Source organism: Bacillus sp. FSL K6-1003, from assembly GCF_037964945.1.
GTDB lineage: Bacteria > Bacillota > Bacilli > Bacillales > Bacillaceae > Bacillus > Bacillus mojavensis.
Genome location: NZ_CP150176.1, coordinates 1,332,264 through 1,348,118, shown reverse-complemented (window position 1 = coordinate 1,348,118; position 15,855 = coordinate 1,332,264). Strand labels below are relative to the sequence as shown.

At 42.6% G+C, this 15,855-nt stretch carries 20 protein-coding genes and 1 pseudogene; 6 read left to right on the top strand and 15 right to left on the bottom strand.

Annotated features, from left to right (window positions below):
* Positions 1–240: 240 nt before the first annotated feature.
* A complete protein-coding gene (locus NSU16_RS06995; protein ID WP_339192409.1) occupies positions 241–1,191 on the bottom strand; it encodes a ring-cleaving dioxygenase in 951 nt (316 codons plus the stop codon).
* Between the two features lie 394 nt (positions 1,192–1,585).
* Here NSU16_RS06995 and steT point away from each other — a divergent pair, with 394 nt between their 5' ends.
* The 6 genes from steT to spoIISC all read left to right on the top strand — a co-directional run bounded on the left by steT (position 1,586) and on the right by spoIISC (position 6,073).
* The gene (gene steT, locus NSU16_RS06990) at positions 1,586–2,902 is read left to right on the top strand and encodes a serine/threonine exchanger (RefSeq protein ID WP_168747524.1); all 1,317 of its coding nucleotides are present in this window, start codon (positions 1,586–1,588) and stop codon (positions 2,900–2,902) included.
* 276 nt (positions 2,903–3,178) lie between these two features.
* Complete coding sequence (locus tag NSU16_RS06985) at positions 3,179–3,796, top strand: DUF47 domain-containing protein (RefSeq protein ID WP_010333926.1); 618 nt, start codon at positions 3,179–3,181, stop codon at positions 3,794–3,796.
* Positions 3,797–3,808: 12 nt separating this feature from the next.
* Positions 3,809–4,810, top strand: coding sequence for an inorganic phosphate transporter (locus NSU16_RS06980; RefSeq protein WP_010333925.1), 1,002 nt, complete (start codon positions 3,809–3,811; stop codon positions 4,808–4,810).
* A gap of 109 nt (positions 4,811–4,919) precedes the next feature.
* Positions 4,920–5,666: a type II toxin-antitoxin system SpoIISA family toxin gene (locus NSU16_RS06975; RefSeq protein WP_268471127.1), complete on the top strand. Its 747-nt coding sequence runs from the start codon at positions 4,920–4,922 to the stop codon at positions 5,664–5,666.
* Positions 5,666–5,836 carry a type II toxin-antitoxin system SpoIISB family antitoxin gene (locus NSU16_RS06970; RefSeq protein WP_024121090.1) on the top strand — a complete coding sequence of 57 codons (171 nt, stop codon included), beginning with the start codon at positions 5,666–5,668 and terminating at the stop codon, positions 5,834–5,836. The genes NSU16_RS06975 and NSU16_RS06970 overlap by 1 nt, the downstream gene beginning before the upstream one ends.
* Positions 5,837–5,920: 84 nt before the next feature.
* Complete coding sequence (spoIISC, locus tag NSU16_RS06965; RefSeq protein ID WP_268448623.1) at positions 5,921–6,073, top strand: three component toxin-antitoxin-antitoxin system antitoxin SpoIISC; 153 nt, start codon at positions 5,921–5,923, stop codon at positions 6,071–6,073.
* On the opposite strand, the gene NSU16_RS06960 is transcribed toward spoIISC, so the two are convergent.
* The 14 genes and pseudogenes from NSU16_RS06960 to NSU16_RS06895 form a co-directional block, all read right to left on the bottom strand.
* A complete protein-coding gene (locus tag NSU16_RS06960) occupies positions 6,070–7,161 on the bottom strand; it encodes an acyltransferase family protein (protein ID WP_326217304.1) in 1,092 nt (363 codons plus the stop codon). The genes spoIISC and NSU16_RS06960 overlap by 4 nt on opposite strands.
* Before the next feature lie 75 nt (positions 7,162–7,236).
* Positions 7,237–8,133 carry an N-acetylmuramoyl-L-alanine amidase gene (locus NSU16_RS06955; protein WP_339192406.1) on the bottom strand — a complete coding sequence of 299 codons (897 nt, stop codon included), beginning with the start codon at positions 8,131–8,133 and terminating at the stop codon, positions 7,237–7,239.
* Between the two features lie 12 nt (positions 8,134–8,145).
* On the bottom strand, positions 8,146–8,409 hold the full coding sequence (locus NSU16_RS06950) for a phage holin (RefSeq protein WP_010333919.1): 264 nt from the start codon (positions 8,407–8,409) through the stop codon (positions 8,146–8,148).
* An 11-nt stretch (positions 8,410–8,420) separates the two neighbouring features.
* A complete protein-coding gene (locus NSU16_RS06945) occupies positions 8,421–8,690 on the bottom strand; it encodes a hemolysin XhlA family protein (RefSeq protein WP_010333918.1) in 270 nt (89 codons plus the stop codon).
* A 55-nt stretch (positions 8,691–8,745) separates the two neighbouring features.
* Positions 8,746–9,585: a phage portal protein gene (locus NSU16_RS06940; RefSeq protein ID WP_339192405.1), complete on the bottom strand. Its 840-nt coding sequence runs from the start codon at positions 9,583–9,585 to the stop codon at positions 8,746–8,748.
* A 43-nt stretch (positions 9,586–9,628) separates the two neighbouring features.
* Complete coding sequence (locus NSU16_RS06935) at positions 9,629–9,793, bottom strand: XkdX family protein (RefSeq protein WP_339192404.1); 165 nt, start codon at positions 9,791–9,793, stop codon at positions 9,629–9,631.
* Positions 9,790–10,119, bottom strand: a complete 330-nt coding sequence (locus NSU16_RS06930) for an XkdW family protein (RefSeq protein ID WP_198097780.1) — start codon at positions 10,117–10,119, stop codon at positions 9,790–9,792. The genes NSU16_RS06935 and NSU16_RS06930 overlap by 4 nt, the downstream gene beginning before the upstream one ends.
* A 1,859-nt stretch (positions 10,120–11,978) precedes the next feature.
* A pseudogene (locus NSU16_RS06925) lies at positions 11,979–12,242 on the bottom strand (terminase); the annotation flags it as partial.
* Between the two features lie 2 nt (positions 12,243–12,244).
* On the bottom strand, positions 12,245–12,517 hold the full coding sequence (locus tag NSU16_RS06920) for a hypothetical protein (RefSeq protein ID WP_339192402.1): 273 nt from the start codon (positions 12,515–12,517) through the stop codon (positions 12,245–12,247).
* Entirely contained in the window at positions 12,514–13,092 is a 579-nt protein-coding gene (locus NSU16_RS06915; protein WP_339192401.1) for a YmfQ family protein, read from the bottom strand. Before NSU16_RS06915 ends, NSU16_RS06920 begins: the two co-directional genes overlap by 4 nt.
* Positions 13,076–14,122 (bottom strand): baseplate J/gp47 family protein, encoded by a 1,047-nt coding sequence (locus NSU16_RS06910; protein ID WP_286058661.1) that lies wholly within the window; start codon positions 14,120–14,122, stop codon positions 13,076–13,078. The genes NSU16_RS06915 and NSU16_RS06910 overlap by 17 nt, the downstream gene beginning before the upstream one ends.
* Positions 14,115–14,540, bottom strand: coding sequence for a DUF2634 domain-containing protein (locus NSU16_RS06905; RefSeq protein WP_286058662.1), 426 nt, complete (start codon positions 14,538–14,540; stop codon positions 14,115–14,117). Before NSU16_RS06905 ends, NSU16_RS06910 begins: the two co-directional genes overlap by 8 nt.
* A gap of 57 nt (positions 14,541–14,597) precedes the next feature.
* Positions 14,598–14,864 (bottom strand): DUF2577 family protein, encoded by a 267-nt coding sequence (locus tag NSU16_RS06900; RefSeq protein ID WP_168747512.1) that lies wholly within the window; start codon positions 14,862–14,864, stop codon positions 14,598–14,600.
* Entirely contained in the window at positions 14,864–15,841 is a 978-nt protein-coding gene (locus NSU16_RS06895) for a phage portal protein (protein ID WP_286059950.1), read from the bottom strand. Before NSU16_RS06895 ends, NSU16_RS06900 begins: the two co-directional genes overlap by 1 nt.
* Positions 15,842–15,855 lie beyond the last annotated feature (14 nt).

The following is a 15,855-nucleotide window of genomic DNA, read 5'->3' as shown; positions in this document are numbered from 1 at the left end:
AACAAGCAAATGTGAAAAAACTATTAATAAACAATGGCAATAGTTTTGCCGAAACCAATTCATACGATCTGTCCATAAAAACAAAGGTTTTTGAGTCTTTATCCTGATTCAAATCTGATATTTTCTACCTAATCAGCATGCGGTATATGTCAAAATTTAAAATATTAATAAAAACACACCCGTTTTTGAACAAAAAAAGCCTTCCGGTGACGCCGGAAGGCAAAGAATCACAATATATCGTTATTGAATCGGCTTCAGTCTTGCTTCGATTTCCTCTCTTCTATGCTCAAGATAAGGCGGAAGAGCGATGGTTTGGCCAAGCTCATCAATTTCTTCATCAACCATAAAGCCCGGACCGTCTGTAGATAACTCAAACAGAATGCCGTTCGGTTCTCTGAAATACAGCGCCTTGAAATAGTAGCGCTCAACGATGCCTGAGTTGCTAAAGCCTTCCTGGCTGATGATGCGGTGCCATCCGGCAAGCTCTTCTTCGTCTCTCACGCGAAATGCGACATGATGGACACTTCCTTTTCCTTGACGTTCGCGCGGAAGATCATTTCTTTCAATTAAATGGATCTCTGTGGCCGCACCGCCTTCTCCAGATTCTAAAATGACCGCTGTTCCCTGTCCTTCTACCGGCTCTCGGCTGATCTCTGTAAATCCAAGAATATTGGTTAATACGTGTAAGGTTGGTTCAGCGTATGGCACTGTCAGTTCAACAGGCCCTAACCCGCGAAATGAAAATTCTTCCGGAATGCCGCTTTGTTTAACAGGCAGACCATAACCTTTGCCTTTCTCATCAGCAGTCAGCACAAGGCGCTGTCCTTCATGATCTTCGAACGCCAATATGTCACGTCCGGCTCTTTGGGCGATGCCACTATGCGCCACCTGATGCTCTTCAAAACGTTCTTTCCAGTAATGCAGCGCGTCTGTGCTTGGAACACGTAATCCAATCGAAGAAATACTGTTTGTTCCCACATGAAACGGCGCAATGCGGGGAATCTCAAAAAACGTCAGTTCCGTTCCCGGATTTGCCACTTCATCTCCGTAGAATAGATGGTACATCGTCGGTTCATCTTGGTTTACGGATTTTTTGACAAGTTTTAATCCTAATACTTTACTATAGAAATCCAAGTTTTTTTGCGCGTCAGCTGTTAATGCGGACACGTGGTGAATGCCGTTGACTTTCATATGCTGTCCCTCCAGGTCAATTTATCTCGATTTCGAGATATTATATCAAAGCTGTCTATTTATTTTCCTAATTACAAGATATTTTATTCACATACGAAAGTCAACATATCAGCTTCATCTGGGTCCGGCATCCTGCTAAGTCCCGCCGCCAGCCATTTATTGTGTTCATTCTCCACTTGAACACCCTTCATAAAACACGAACAATATAAAAGATTATACTCATATTTATTCGTTTAAAGAGATAAAAAATAGACGTTTTCACAGATTTAACGAATGAAAATATAGCAATTATCGAAAATCAGAAAATTTATTTTATTTCAGTTTTCTAAAATAGGGTTTACAATATGAAAAATAGATTCTTCATCACGAAGCTTCATCATAGGAGGTTAAGGACATGCATAATGAAGAAAACGGTTTGAAAAAAGAGATAGGCCTCTTGTTTGCCCTTACTCTTGTTATTGGAACCATTATCGGTTCCGGCGTTTTTATGAAGCCCGGCGCTGTGCTCGCTTATTCAGGAGACTCAAAGACTGCGCTATTTGCGTGGCTGTTAGGCGGTATATTAACGTTGGCAGGCGGACTGACGATTGCAGAAATCGGTACGCAGATTCCGAAAACAGGCGGACTTTACACGTACCTTGAAGAAGTTTACGGCGAGTTTTGGGGATTTTTATGCGGCTGGGTGCAGATTATTATTTACGGCCCGGCGATTATCGGTGCACTCGGTTTATATTTTGGATCTTTAATGGCAAATCTTTTTGGCTGGGGTTCAGGACTATCAAAGGTAATCGGTATTATAGCAGTTATTTTTTTATGTGTGATTAACATTATTGGTACAAAATACGGCGGTTTTGTTCAAACACTGACTACGGTCGGAAAGCTGATTCCGATTGCCTGTATCATTATTTTCGGTCTTTGGAAAGGCGATCAGCATATCTTTACGGCAGTAAACGAAAGCATTTCTGATATGAATTTCGGGGCAGCCATTTTGGCTACATTGTTTGCTTATGACGGATGGATCCTGCTCGCGGCTCTCGGCGGAGAAATGAAAAATCCCGAAAAGCTGCTGCCACGCGCAATGACGGGCGGATTATTAATTGTAACAGCAATTTATATTTTCATTAACTTTGCATTGCTTCACATCCTGTCTGCGAACGAGATTGTGACACTTGGAGAAAATGCAACAAGCACTGCTGCCAGTATGCTGTTCGGTTCAATCGGCGGAAAGCTGATCAGTATCGGAATTATTGTCAGCATCTTCGGCTGTTTAAACGGAAAGATTCTTTCTTTCCCGCGTGTGACCTTTGCAATGGCTGAACGAAAACAGCTGCCTTTTGCTGAGAGATTGTCCCGCGTGCACCCGACATTCCGCACACCATGGATTGCAATTTCTTTCCAAATTGCTGTAGCGATTATCCTGATGCTCATCAGCAACCCTGATAAGCTTTCTGAAATCTCTATTTTTATGATCTATATCTTTTACGTAATGGCCTTTTTTGCAGTATTTATTCTTCGGAAACAAACAAAGGGAAAAACGCGTGCTTACAGTGTCCCGCTTTACCCGTTCATGCCGATATTGGCGATCGCAGGTTCATTCTTTGTATTGGGAAGCACACTCATTACAGACACATTAAGCTGCGGATTATCAATTCTCATCGGCCTGGCCGGACTCCCTTTGTATTATTGGATGCAAAAACGAAAAGCCAGCTAAAAAAAACGGTTCCCTTGTTTAGGGAATCGTTTTTTGGTGAATCAGAAGATAAATGTTGACAAAAAAAACACAACTTTTGATATACTTTTTACGTTAACCAGAAAGATTTTGCAAACTTGGTTCGTTTTTTTGAGATGAAGTAGGCCAAAATAAGGAGACACGTTTTACTGAAAAAGTCAAGCCGCGTTTTTTTCGACTTTTCCTGTTTTTTTTCGACAAAAGGCTATATAATAATTTGATGTGTGCATTGTTCATTCAAACTATGGAGGGTTTTTAATGATAAGAAGAAAAAAAGATAAGTTCTCACTCCTTTTAACAGAAATTGCAAAGAACATAGACGAAACTGCAGAATATTTTTTGAATTTTAAGGTCACTAACCAAACGACGCTTAAAGAGTTTGCAGATACGTTAAAGGAATATGAAACAAAAGGTGACAATCATGTTCATGTCATGATCAAAGAGCTTAACAAAGCATTCATCACTCCTATTGAGCGCGAGGATATCCTTCAGCTGACAAACAGCCTTGATGATGTGCTTGACGGAATCGAACATTTCTCTGCCATGATGGAGATTTTCTCAATTACTTCATCAGACGAGCATATCGATAAATTCAGCGGCTACATCAGAGAATGCGCGAAAGAAATTTTGATAACCATTGAGCTTCTGGCAGAAAACCGCTTAAAGGATATTCAGCCTCACGCGATCAAAATTAAAGAGTATGAGCACAGCTGTGACAACCTGCACAGAAAATCATTAAAGAATCTTTTCGGAAATGAAACAGATCCAATTAAAGTCATTCAATATCGTGAAATTTACGAAACGCTTGAGGAAATTGCCGATTCTTGCCAAAGTGTTGCCAATAATCTTGAAACCATTATTATGAAAAACGCGTAACGAGGGATAAAAATGGATATTCTATTTATATTAACGATACTAATTGTCATTTTTGCTCTGGCGTTTGATTTCATCAACGGGTTTCATGATACGGCGAACGCAATTGCGACTTCAGTATCAACAAAAGCGTTAAAACCGCGCCATGCCATTATAATGGCGGCAGTGATGAACTTTGTCGGAGCAATGACGTTTACAGGTGTTGCCAAAACCATAACGAAAGATATTGTAGACCCTTATACTTTGGAAAATGGCTCTGTTGTTATTTTGGCTGCTTTAATCGCAGCAATAGCGTGGAACCTGCTCACTTGGTATTACGGCATCCCAAGCAGCTCATCCCATGCCATCATCGGGGCGATTGCCGGTGCAGCCGTTGCGGCAGCCGGATTTACTGCGTTGAATTATAAGGGCTTCATTAAAATCATTGAGGCACTCATTTTATCACCAATTATTGCCTTTGTCCTTGGTTATATTCTTTACACCATCGTCAAGCTGATCTTCAAGGACAGCAATTTGGCGAAAACGAACAAGCAATTCCGCAGAGTGCAGATTATAACTGCTGCCCTGCAATCGTATACACACGGAACAAACGATGCGCAAAAAGCAATGGGAATTATCACAATGGCTCTCATCACAGCAAATTTACATACTTCTGCTAATGATATTCCAACCTGGGTGCAATTCGCCTGCGCGACAGCCATGGGTCTCGGAACTTCAATCGGAGGATGGAAAATCATTAAAACCGTTGGCGGAAAAATCATGAAGATTCGTCCGGTAAACGGTGTATCCGCTGACTTAACCGGGGCAGCCATTATTTTCGGCGCCACATTTATTCATTTGCCGGTCAGTACAACCCACGTCATTTCTTCATCAATCCTTGGCGTCGGTGCATCACACCGGGTAAAAGGCGTAAACTGGGGCACAGCTAAGCGGATGCTCATTACATGGGTCATCACGCTTCCAATTTCAGCGACACTTGGTGCCATCGCCTACTTTATCTTAAATATGATTTTTTAATGTCTCACCGCTTCTGTCTAAGGAGCGGTTTTTTTGATGAAACAGGAAAACCAGCCGCATTTCTAGAATACAATAATCAGAACCTATTTCAGATGCGAGGGATTGATGTATGCTTTTATTCTTTCAAATCATGGTCTGGTGCACTATGGCCGCTTTAGGCTTTTACGTATACGCCACGTGGCGGTTCGAAGCGAAGGTCAAAGAAAAAATGTCCGCCATCCGAAAAACATGGTATTTGCTGTTTGTTTTTGGTGCCATGATATACTGGACATATGATCCCTCTTCCCTGTTCACAAACTGGGAGCGGTATGTGATTGTCGCTGTCAGCTTTGCTTTAATTGACGCGTTTATCTTTTTGAGTGCTTATGTTAAAAAGCTGGCCGGCAGTGAATTGGAAACAGACACAAGAGAAATTCTCGAAGAAAACAACGAAATGCTCCACATGTATCTTGATCGGCTGAAAACATACCAATATCTATTGAAAAACGAACCGATTCATGTTTATTATGGAAGTATAGAAGCATATGCTCAAGGAATTGATAAACTGCTGAAAACCTATGCTGATAAAATGAATCTGACAGCCAGTCTTTGTCACTATTCGACACAGTCTGATAAAGACCGGTTAACAGAGCATATGGAGGATCCCGCTGACGTACAAACGAGGCTGGATCGAAAGGATGTCTATTACGACCAGTATGGGAAAGTAGTGCTCATTCCCTTTACAATCGAGACACAGAGCTATGTCATCAAACTGACGTCTGACAGCATTGTAACAGAATTTGATTATTTGCTTTTCACATCATTAACGAGCATATATGATTTGGTGCTGCCAATTGAGGAGGAAGGTGAAGGATAATGGAAAACGCGTTTCAAAACGGATGCCATCCACGGGCAAAGAAACCGTTCAAAATCCTGAAAAAACGTTCAACCACCAGTGTCGCAAGCTATCAAGTCAGTCCGCACACAGCAAGAATCTTCAAAGAAAACGAACGGCTGATTGATGAGTATAAACGAAAAAAAGCATGATCACACTAAAAGGACAAGGGAAAACAGCTCTTGTCCTTATTCCTTTTCTTAAGGGGCTACATATAATAAAACAAACAGAGGATAATGTCAGGTGATACAGTGAAAAAATTGGTGCGGCGTGTGAAGTTTGTTGATTACGGAAGATTTGGTCTTTCCGGGTATTCGCTTCGGGTGAGAGAGCGGAGTGCCACAATATTGAAACATTTAAAAAAACGGACAAAAAAAAGCGACACTTAAACAATATGTCGCTTTTTATATTCATTATTTTTATCTGTTTGATTAAAGAGCCGTGCATAAATGATTTCTAAATATTTCATTGGATAGATTAGATATTTCACGATCCGGTTAAAAACACGCGATCCAAATAGATACGTTATTCCTAATGCCATCGTAAAACATAATATCAATCGGGTGTCAGGGCTTTGCTCATTTAGCCAGCTATTATGAGTAAATAGCGGGAAGACAAAGATCATATGAAATAAATAGATCGCAAGAGAGTTTTCTCCCCATTGGGTCAACTTATTTTTGCCGGCCCCAACTATATTCAATAACAAGAAAATGCCTAATACAGCTAAGGAATAATGAAAAAATACAATACCAGTATAGCTGTGATTCTCTATATGGAACTTTTGATAGCCAAGAAAACCAAAAAACAGCTGATTAAATTTATCATGATGAAAATCTAATATAATGAATACCAATACAGAGATAGCTAAAGTTGAAAACAATTTAAACTTAAATTTTTCTAAAGAACTGTATATTTTCCCCATCAGATCTCTTGAACAATAAAAACCAGCCAGGAAAAATGGAAGGAAAACAAAAGTCCTTAATATAGAGAGCGTTTGCGTATGCATATTGCTATAATATATTTTGATCAATTCTATAAACTGATCTGCATAAAATCTGGAATAAAAACTTAACCCCAACAACAAGATCAGTAAAGCCAGCTTTAAGATTTTTCTCCTGTTTATTTTCTTTAAAATAATAGCCAACGTATACCAGCTACCCAGACTGACAATATACCATAAATGAGTATGCGGGCTGCCGTAAGTAAATTGAATGACAGAAAAATTACCTGCGTAGTAACGGTACACACAGTAAAAGGTTTGAAAAATAACATATAACAGAATGAGATTGATCACTTTTTTGATTGATGGCCTTTTGGAAAAATAACCATTTAAAAAAATAAAAGCAGGCATATGGAATGAATAAATGAATTCAATCATATTTTCCAACCCGCTTTTACTAACACCCAGCAGATGGGCAAATACAACCAAAAATATCAATACGCCTTTGACATTATTTAGTTTCATATCTTTTTGCATAGTATAACCACCCAAAATACAAATTCATCATATTCAGTATGGTTTTACTAACATGCATTGTCAATGTTTCTTTTTCTACAAAACTAATAAAGCACTGATCTTTTCTTTCGTCGCAGGTCCGTAGATACCATCGGCGGTTAGAGCGTTAACAGACTGAAAACGCGCAACCGCGTCAGCAGTTTTCGGCCCGTAAACGCCGTCAATCCCGTTGTTCACAGCTCCTTTATCAGGATAAAAGTAGAGAGCCGCCAGCGCTCGTTGCACCTGAAAGACGTGTTCGCCTGAGGTATATGGTGTTGTCAGTTGAATGATGCCGTCAGGGAGCGGATAGAGTTCTGGCTCTTCAGCGGACGAGGGGGCACTTACAATTAACACTTGACCTACTTGAATGAAATTTGGATCTTCGATATTGTTCCACTCTTGCAGCTGAGCTACAGTGACACCGAACGCTCTCGCTATGGATGTAAGTGTGTCACCTTGTTTCACGATATAAGTTTGGCTGCCGCCACCGCCAATCCCAGCTTTAAACGAGTCCCACGTATCCAACAGTTTGCGAGGGCATTCCTTCCCTGACCAATATTTGTGAGGCACCACGTTAGCGAGGCTGATAGCGTATTCAACCATCAATGTTTTAATGAGCCACTGAGCATTAGCAGTTGCTTTTGCAAAGTCGCCATCCGCATTTTCACAAATTTCAATCCCGATAGAAGCCCGGTTGCCGCTTCCGTTCCCGTCTCCTGCATGCCAGCCGTTTTCATTTAACGGCAGATGCTGATAAATCTCTGTATCATCAACTGTAAAATGCCAGCTTGTTGCCGTATCAGGGTTTTTCAAATAGCGAGCATGCGCTTGGGCGTCGGCGCCTGCTGCCGTGTTCGCTGTATTGTGTACGGTAATATAAAGAGGTGTCATCGCGTAGCCTGGGCGGTTATTGGCACCGACCGGAATAAAGTCTTGAATAATGTTAACCATTTTCATCTCTCCTTATTTCGTCAGATTATTTTCCTTTAGCAAATCGCGTTGCTTTTTCCCTTTTTCTGTTACATAGTTGTTTTTAAACCAAGCTGCTAGTGTTGTCCCAATTGTGAAGATCACTGATCCTGCTGAATACAGAGCATCTGCAAGCTGATTCACCTGCTCTTCCTGTATATCCAATGGTGATTTGCCAAGCATCAGCATGCTCTGGTTGATGAGCGCAAGCAAAAGAAGCACCGTCCTAGTGACCGTGCCTTTATCATACGTTTTCATGATAATCCCCCTTAATGCTGCAGCAGGTTGTACATAATGGCGATGGCTCCGCCGATGATCCCTGTGCACACTGCTGTGATGATGGCACCTGTGATGGTGCGTTTAATCCATGTTGTGTTCTCTTCAATTTTGTTCAATTTTTCGTTCAGCGTCATGATTTGCTGGTCTTGCCGGTCAGACACTCGTTCTAATGCGGAGACCCTCTGCTCCAGCGCTTTTTGTCCACCTTTTATGTCTGCTAAATCCTGCTGAAAGACATTAACATCTATGTCTTGCTGCATCATTCACTCCTCCTTTACATACGAATCACCTCCTTCCCGAGGCCAATTGCAATGGTTAAGAGACCGCGGTTCCTTTAATTGATAGGCTCCCGCCGGTCATGCTGGCAATCTCCATCACGATCTCCTTAAAGCCTTTAATATCAAAGGACCAAGCCTCATCCTTGCCTAAGGTGCTGCAAGCGGCAGAAGCATCATCCGATTTCACACCTTTAATTGGAAGTTTCTGTCCTGACAAAGATTTTCCCCAAAATTTCACCTCACTCGTTTCCGCTGTGCCGAATACTTCAACCAGTAAATGCGAGGCGCCTTCTACGGGTAAGGCAGCACCTTCGCCAGCCGACTCGGCATTCTCATGAAAAACAAAATCAATTGTTTTGCCGGCCTCCACTTTCAGCCGTCCGTCATCTGTCTGATTTTCCTTGAAATCAATTTGCAAAGGAAGATTTTCATTTAAGCGTACGTCCAATTCACCTGCGCCGACTGATTGATATAACACAAACTCCGATTGCTGGAGATTTCCGTTCACATATCGGAAGCGGTAATAGCGTTTAGAAAGGTACACCCAGTCTGTCGCTGTCAGAACACCCGCAGCTACATAGACAGCTGCCGTCGTTGTCCAAACATTGTTATTGTCGCTTTCTTCTATAAAGAGCGTACCTTCACGATCTGTATACGCACAGCCCTTTACTTTCGAAATCAGAACTGCGCCAAGCCGGTCTTGTCCGAGCTGACTGTATGCCTCAGTAGCCTTTAGCGCGGCATTTGTTAAAATCTCCGCTACACCTGACAGATTCGAAACAGGTGTGACAAAATCGGTTTTCTCTCCTCTATACGGCTTCACAGCTCCAGCTTTTCCAGTCTTATCGAGAGGAAACTCATATTGATACTTGACCATTTTTATCCTCCTTTTCATGTAAAAACGAGCAAAATAAAAAAGCCTATATGGCTTTACCGGTTATTTCTTCATATTGGTCAACAGTGATCAGTTTTTTGTTCACGCCTTCTGCCAGATCCTCATTAGAACAATCTTTGAATTGTATGGCCTGCTTCACCATATCTGTCGTCGCCCAATCATAATGTAAGGCAAGCACCCAATAATTCATTCAGCACTCTCTCCTTTCAAAGATAATAAAGAAAGCTTTATATCTGACAGCTCGCTCCCCAACGTTTTGTTTAGCTCTTCAAGCTGCTTGCGTGCCAGCTTTTCCTGCGACAATTCCTGAGCAAGTACCTCCACCTGATCAGGCGGCTCGTACGGCGGGTTTTCTTGCGATTCCTCCCACCAGGCTTCCAGCTCTTTTTGCGTCGGGATCGGGGCACGCAGGTTCCATTTTTCAATATAGGAACCATTTCCGTCATTCCGCAGCTCGAAATCCTTTCTTGGCACAGCGTCAGGGTATTTGTACATGATTGCGTCGTATAATATCATTTTTGTACCTCCTATCGTACAGGGTAATTTTGGCCACCTATTTCTGTTATATCAAAGTAGTTGTACCAACCTAAACTATCTGTGATATAGCGTTGTGTCTGCCCGTTATATCCGACATACAAATAAATCTCAATATAGTCTCCCTTGTTGACAGATACTGTAGCTGCACCATATAAACCTATATTAATGTTCGTATTATCTTCGGGACTCGAAGGGCTTATTCTATAATGCGCGATGTTTTTATATCTACTCCCATTTATATATATAGATGTTTCATAGTTTGCATATTCTAAATAATTTTCTATATATATACCAGCATTGACTAAATACATTCCGTCATTCGGTACAACAAAACGGTTGTTTGTAGTATCAAAGCAGTTATGGCTGTCTTTTATTTTCCTATTGAAATTAACTTTTTGAGACACGCCTTTTGTTAATAACTGTTTTCCAGTAGTACCAATATTTGCGTGAGCAAATCCTGAAATTTTCTGCCAAGCCGTCCAGCCTGTATTGGCCCACCAATGGCGGATCCAAGAACCGACATGATCATAACTTCCATTAGTTGTGTCTGCATTTCCATAGAAATACTGAGTAAAGCGATTATTACTATGCTTTTCATTTTTTAAAAATCCATAAGTGAGCGGGTATCCTGTAGTGTTATTAGCTCCTATATCCATAAAAGTGATTCCGGATGGGTAATCAGTTCCGCTTGTTCTCGCATCTTGGATTGCATTTGTTCCTGTTAAAACAGTTAATTTTTGATTTGTATAATTTGTGTCAACATAGTTTTTTGCATCAGCTAGTGCTTTATCCGCTTTGATTTGTGACTTGCTATCCGTCTCAATCTTGTTCCACCCTTGCCAACCAAGATTAAAGTCCAAGTAATTTGAATACATGTTATTTTTATAATCAACAGCTATAACATAACCAAATGTACCTAATCCCTTATCGTCAAGTGATGTAAAATGAAAGAAACCCCGGGTAGAATATGCAGATGGAGCATTGGATGCTTTACCAGTGGAATAGAATGTTCCGAACGTCTTTCCGGCTTGCACAATTTTATTGAGGAAATCATCGGTGTCTTCAATAAAAACTAGCACTCCGCCTACGTCATTGGTTATTTTTAATAATTGGGCGTTACTCCATTTAGTCCGCTCTTCAGCAGTTATATGTGCAACTGAATCCTTAGCATGGTTAGATACCTTTGCCTCTGCCCCAGCTGTTGTCTCTAATTCAATCCACTCGGACCAGTTTCCTCCTGATATCGTTTTCCGATACGTTTTATTAGCGTTATCAAAAGCGATAATCTGACCGTAATTCCCGGCAGCATTGATTGTCCATATGCCCCTGACCGAAGCACCTGGACCATTTAACGTTTTTGACATCGAGGTGAAATGAACCATTCCAGTGTTCTTCGGAACAATTTCATGGAAATCATCTGTTTCGCTTAAGTTTATCTTTGCTTGACCATTGTCTGCTGTTACTTTAAAAAGCTGGCTATTATTCCAATTATCTTTTTCTGCTTGTGTAACGTGTATGTCCGACTTCCCCGCATGAACATTAACTTTCTCTTGTGCTCCTTCTGTATTCTCCAATTCAACCCAATCTGACCACTTATTATTAGCCAGCGATTTACGAAACGTTTTATTATCATTAGTCATTACTATTACGTGCCCATATGTTTTGCCCACACTACACGTCCAGAATCCTCGTCCTCCACTCGGGGGAGCATTAGCTGCTGATTTATCATATGAGAAATACGTCAATGTCGGGTAATTTTGAAGCTCAGTGTGAAAATCAGTCGTTAAGTTAAACATCGGCTGACCATTGTCATCAGATATTTTTGACAACTGCGCACCATTCCATTTCATTCGCTCATCTTCTGTAATATGCCGCACCTGATTTTGCTCATGTTCATCAAAATCCGTCTTGGACGCCTGCTGCACATTATCCACATTCCCCAGCCCGACTTGCGCCTTTGTTGTGTTGTGGGGGTTGTTCATGTCGTTTTTGTGGGCGGCCAGGTCTGTGTGGGCGTCTTTTATGCCTTTTTCCCAGCGGTTGACGTCATCTTCGTTAATGGGATCGTCCGGAAGCCAGTCTGTTTTTTCTTCGTATGCCATGTTTACACCACCTCAAAGGTAAATCTGAAATCAAGTGTTCTGTTTTCGCTGACGTCCAGGTCTGTTTTTCTTTCTGTAATGACATTGCCCAGTTCGTCAACAATTTGTACCGTTTCGATATGTTTAATATCTTCCTCACGTTTTGTCAGAACAGTCACTTTTGCACCGTCAATGGTGAGCTCCACTATTTCTGTTTCGTGGCCGTTAAGCAGCACGTGATGAATCCTGCTTTTCAGATCGGCAGCTGTGCGTTCTCTGTATATGGTTGAAATCAAGTTAAGACCACCTCATTATTGTTAAGGGTGACAGAATAACCGACCTTCAGCTCACTGGCTGTTCGGTATCTTCGATGATTCAGGATGACTGTGTCCTTTATTTGGAGCGTCTCATTTAATCCGCCTCTGAGCGTATACGCCAGATGTGCCGGCTTCATATTTTCCAATGCTTCGATCAGCTCATTCATGTGCTGGAGATCATCAATATTGATGTCTACATTAAAGCGGTATTCACCGGGCAGCAGGCGGACTTGTGCCGACGAGTTTTTTAAGAAACGATTCACCGCTTGCTCAATGGCCCGGTATGTGATTGGCGGAATGTTCGACATTTTTGAAATGAGCCTCAATCGCCTGATTTCATCGGTGTCTCCCGATTCCCGCGGCACGTTTAAAATCTTTTCCCAGCGGCTGAGCCCCCATGTTGCTGTTGGCACGAATAACTGGTCTGTCAGATCAAATATGCTGTTATTTTGTTGTTCAAACTCAGGCGCTTCCGCTTTCAGGAGCTCCGACATTTCTTTAAGGCTGGTGAGAAACGGAGGCAGATAGGCTGTCATGTCATCTTGTTTGCTCAATGATCTTCACCTGCCCAAGCTTAGGGATTTCTACGTCGCTCAGCACTAAATTTTCGGAAGTGCCGTTGATTTTAATATTGGAATAATCACTGACAGACGGCGAATTATAGACGATATTATTAATTTGAGAAAGGCGGATGACATTGTCTTCAAACGCCATTTTCTTAAAGAGATTTAAAACGCCCTTCTCAATTTCTGACTTCACTTCATCAATTGAGTGATTGATCTCTGGCAGCACCTCGGCAGAAATCTCAACTTCCTTCCAGACCGCGCTTTCCACTGTGACAACGGCTCCGATTGGCGCCTGCCCCTCGCCCTGACCGGGCTCAGGGTCAATGTAGTCTTTCACTTTTTGAATTAAGATTTCAGAAGCCGGCTCAAGGTTGGCATTCGTGACGACAATTTTAACCGTCCCGTCTCCGTTCCAAAGCGGAAAGATCTTCGCCTTCCCTACTCCGTCCACTTCTTCAGCCCATTCTTTGTAATGCATTTTGTTAGCGCTGACAGCCTCGCGACGAACCCTCGTAAAATACCGTTCTCTTAAACTATCGTCTCCTTCTTCTTCACGCCCGGGAATTAGAATTTCTTTGACAATCGCTTTTTCCAATCCCGGGATAGTATCCAGTGACAACAGATTGCGTCCGGTCAGATTGGCGTTTCCTGCTTCTCCCGGCGTTTCACAGACTAGCGTCCCGTCTCCTGTATATTGAAAATAAAGATTATCCACGTAGAAGCGGGAGCCTTCAGGAATTCTGACGCCAGCTGTGAACTCTCCTGCTCTCACTGCCTTTGTTGCAGCTGTCCGTTCAATCCCCGCTTCCGCAGCGCGCCGGTCCAAAAACTCTCCTTGCGCGGTATCAGAAAACACAAGCTCGAGCACGGTGTCCAGCCATATATACGACTTCGCAAGCTCGGCTGCCGCTGGGGCTAATGCGTTATAAATAACGCTGCCTTCTCTCGTGTCAATATCTGCGGAGATGCTGTTCAGCATACGCTCCATTATCTCTTCAAAGGTCTGATTTTCAAACATCTGCGCCAATCACCTCCTCAATCTCAAGCGATCCTTCATCTGTCTCGACTACAAAGGAAACATGAAACGCATCGCCTTGTTTTTCTATCTCAAAATCTGTTACAGCGGAAATCCGGTCATCATAAACAAGTGCCTCTTCTATGAGCCTTGGAATCTCCATTTTTTTGTATGCTTCAGTCGTCTCATGATCTGTAAGCACGTCCTGCAGCTCATTTCCGACATTATGGCTGTATACGGAGTACGCATATCGTTCTGTTTGTAAGGCGATATACACAAACTGTCTGATCGCTTCAAGCCCGGTAATCAGCTCATTTGTAATTCTTCTGTTTTCAAAATCTATTTTGTATGTTTTAGAGGTTTCAATGACTTCGCTGTCATCTTCGATATCCTCAAACTCCACTTCTGGTGTCAGGGCCATGATGCCCACTCCTTTTTACAAGCTAAATAAAAACCCCTTCATGCCGAAGCGGTTTGTCTATACTTTATCTAAAATAAAAAACGATTGCCCGCCAGTCAGAGCCGCGGCCATGACGCGATCCCCCGGCTCGAGTGCATCGTCTCCTCCGGACTGCATCCGTTTTGGGATGATGAGGGCGTCAGCCGGTATGATCAGTTTGCTGTTTTCTTTTAATTTGATTTCAACAGGAGAAACCGAAACCACCTCAGCGGGGAGCAGCTCCACCGGAGATTCAGCATCAACCGCACCGACGGCCAAATGTTTAATGGCTTCACTCAATCTCATCAGGAAACCCCTTCCGGCATCGTATTCTTTTCGACTACATCAATGGTCATCGTATGTTTCGTTCCTTTAAACTCGTGCCGGTCCGTATCTACCCAATAGGTTTTCTTGATTCCGGCCTCCGGAATGGAAATATAGACAGGCAAGCCGCTCCGCACTTCCGGAATGCCGACTGCCTGAATATTTTTCAGTTCTTTTTTCACGCCCTTTTTTTCGGCAAGGCGTACGTCAGCTCTCTGCTGAAGCTGCGCCTGGTTAATTTCGTCTGTTACAGTCTCCGTATATTGAAGCACGCCGTATTTGTTTAAGCCTGAACTGTCCTTCGCAGACGCTTTATACGTCTTATTATCCTTCTGGCGGCGCAGTACGACTCGTGTAGCGGTATCATTTATAGACGTGCTGTATTGGTAGCCCGTAATATTGACTCCGGTTTCCAGCACCCATACCTCTGCCGGATCTGGCCAAGCGCGCAGGCCGAGCTTTCCTTTTTCCGAATACAGCTGATAATTCCGTCCTGTCTGGCTTTTCGTCTGTTTCAACGCTTTTAAGATGATGTCATACAGGGTCGTATCATTTTTAATGACAAGGCTTTTGATCGTATGGCCTGTGTTCGCAATCGAGGCTGTCGGTATCTGAAAATCATTGGCAATCCTCCTGATCATCTGGTCAGCACGCTGGTTGGAAAACACGTACACATCCTGATTTTTGACCAGATATTGCAGCATATCGTAAGCACTGAAGGCAAGCGTATGTTCATCAGGCGTTCGGGCGAAGACGGTCCCGCGGAAAAGCTCTTTTCCCTTCCATTTAAACAAGACGGTATCTCCTTCTGTGACGCTGTAATACGTCTGGTCGCCCTGTTTGATGACGATGGTCGCTTCTATGGAGCGCGGCGCCTGAAAGCGGTGCCCCTCCAGCGACACGCTTTCCGCTACCAGCTCAAGCCATTCTGTATCCTTAATGACAAACAATTCTATCATCATACATCACCTGT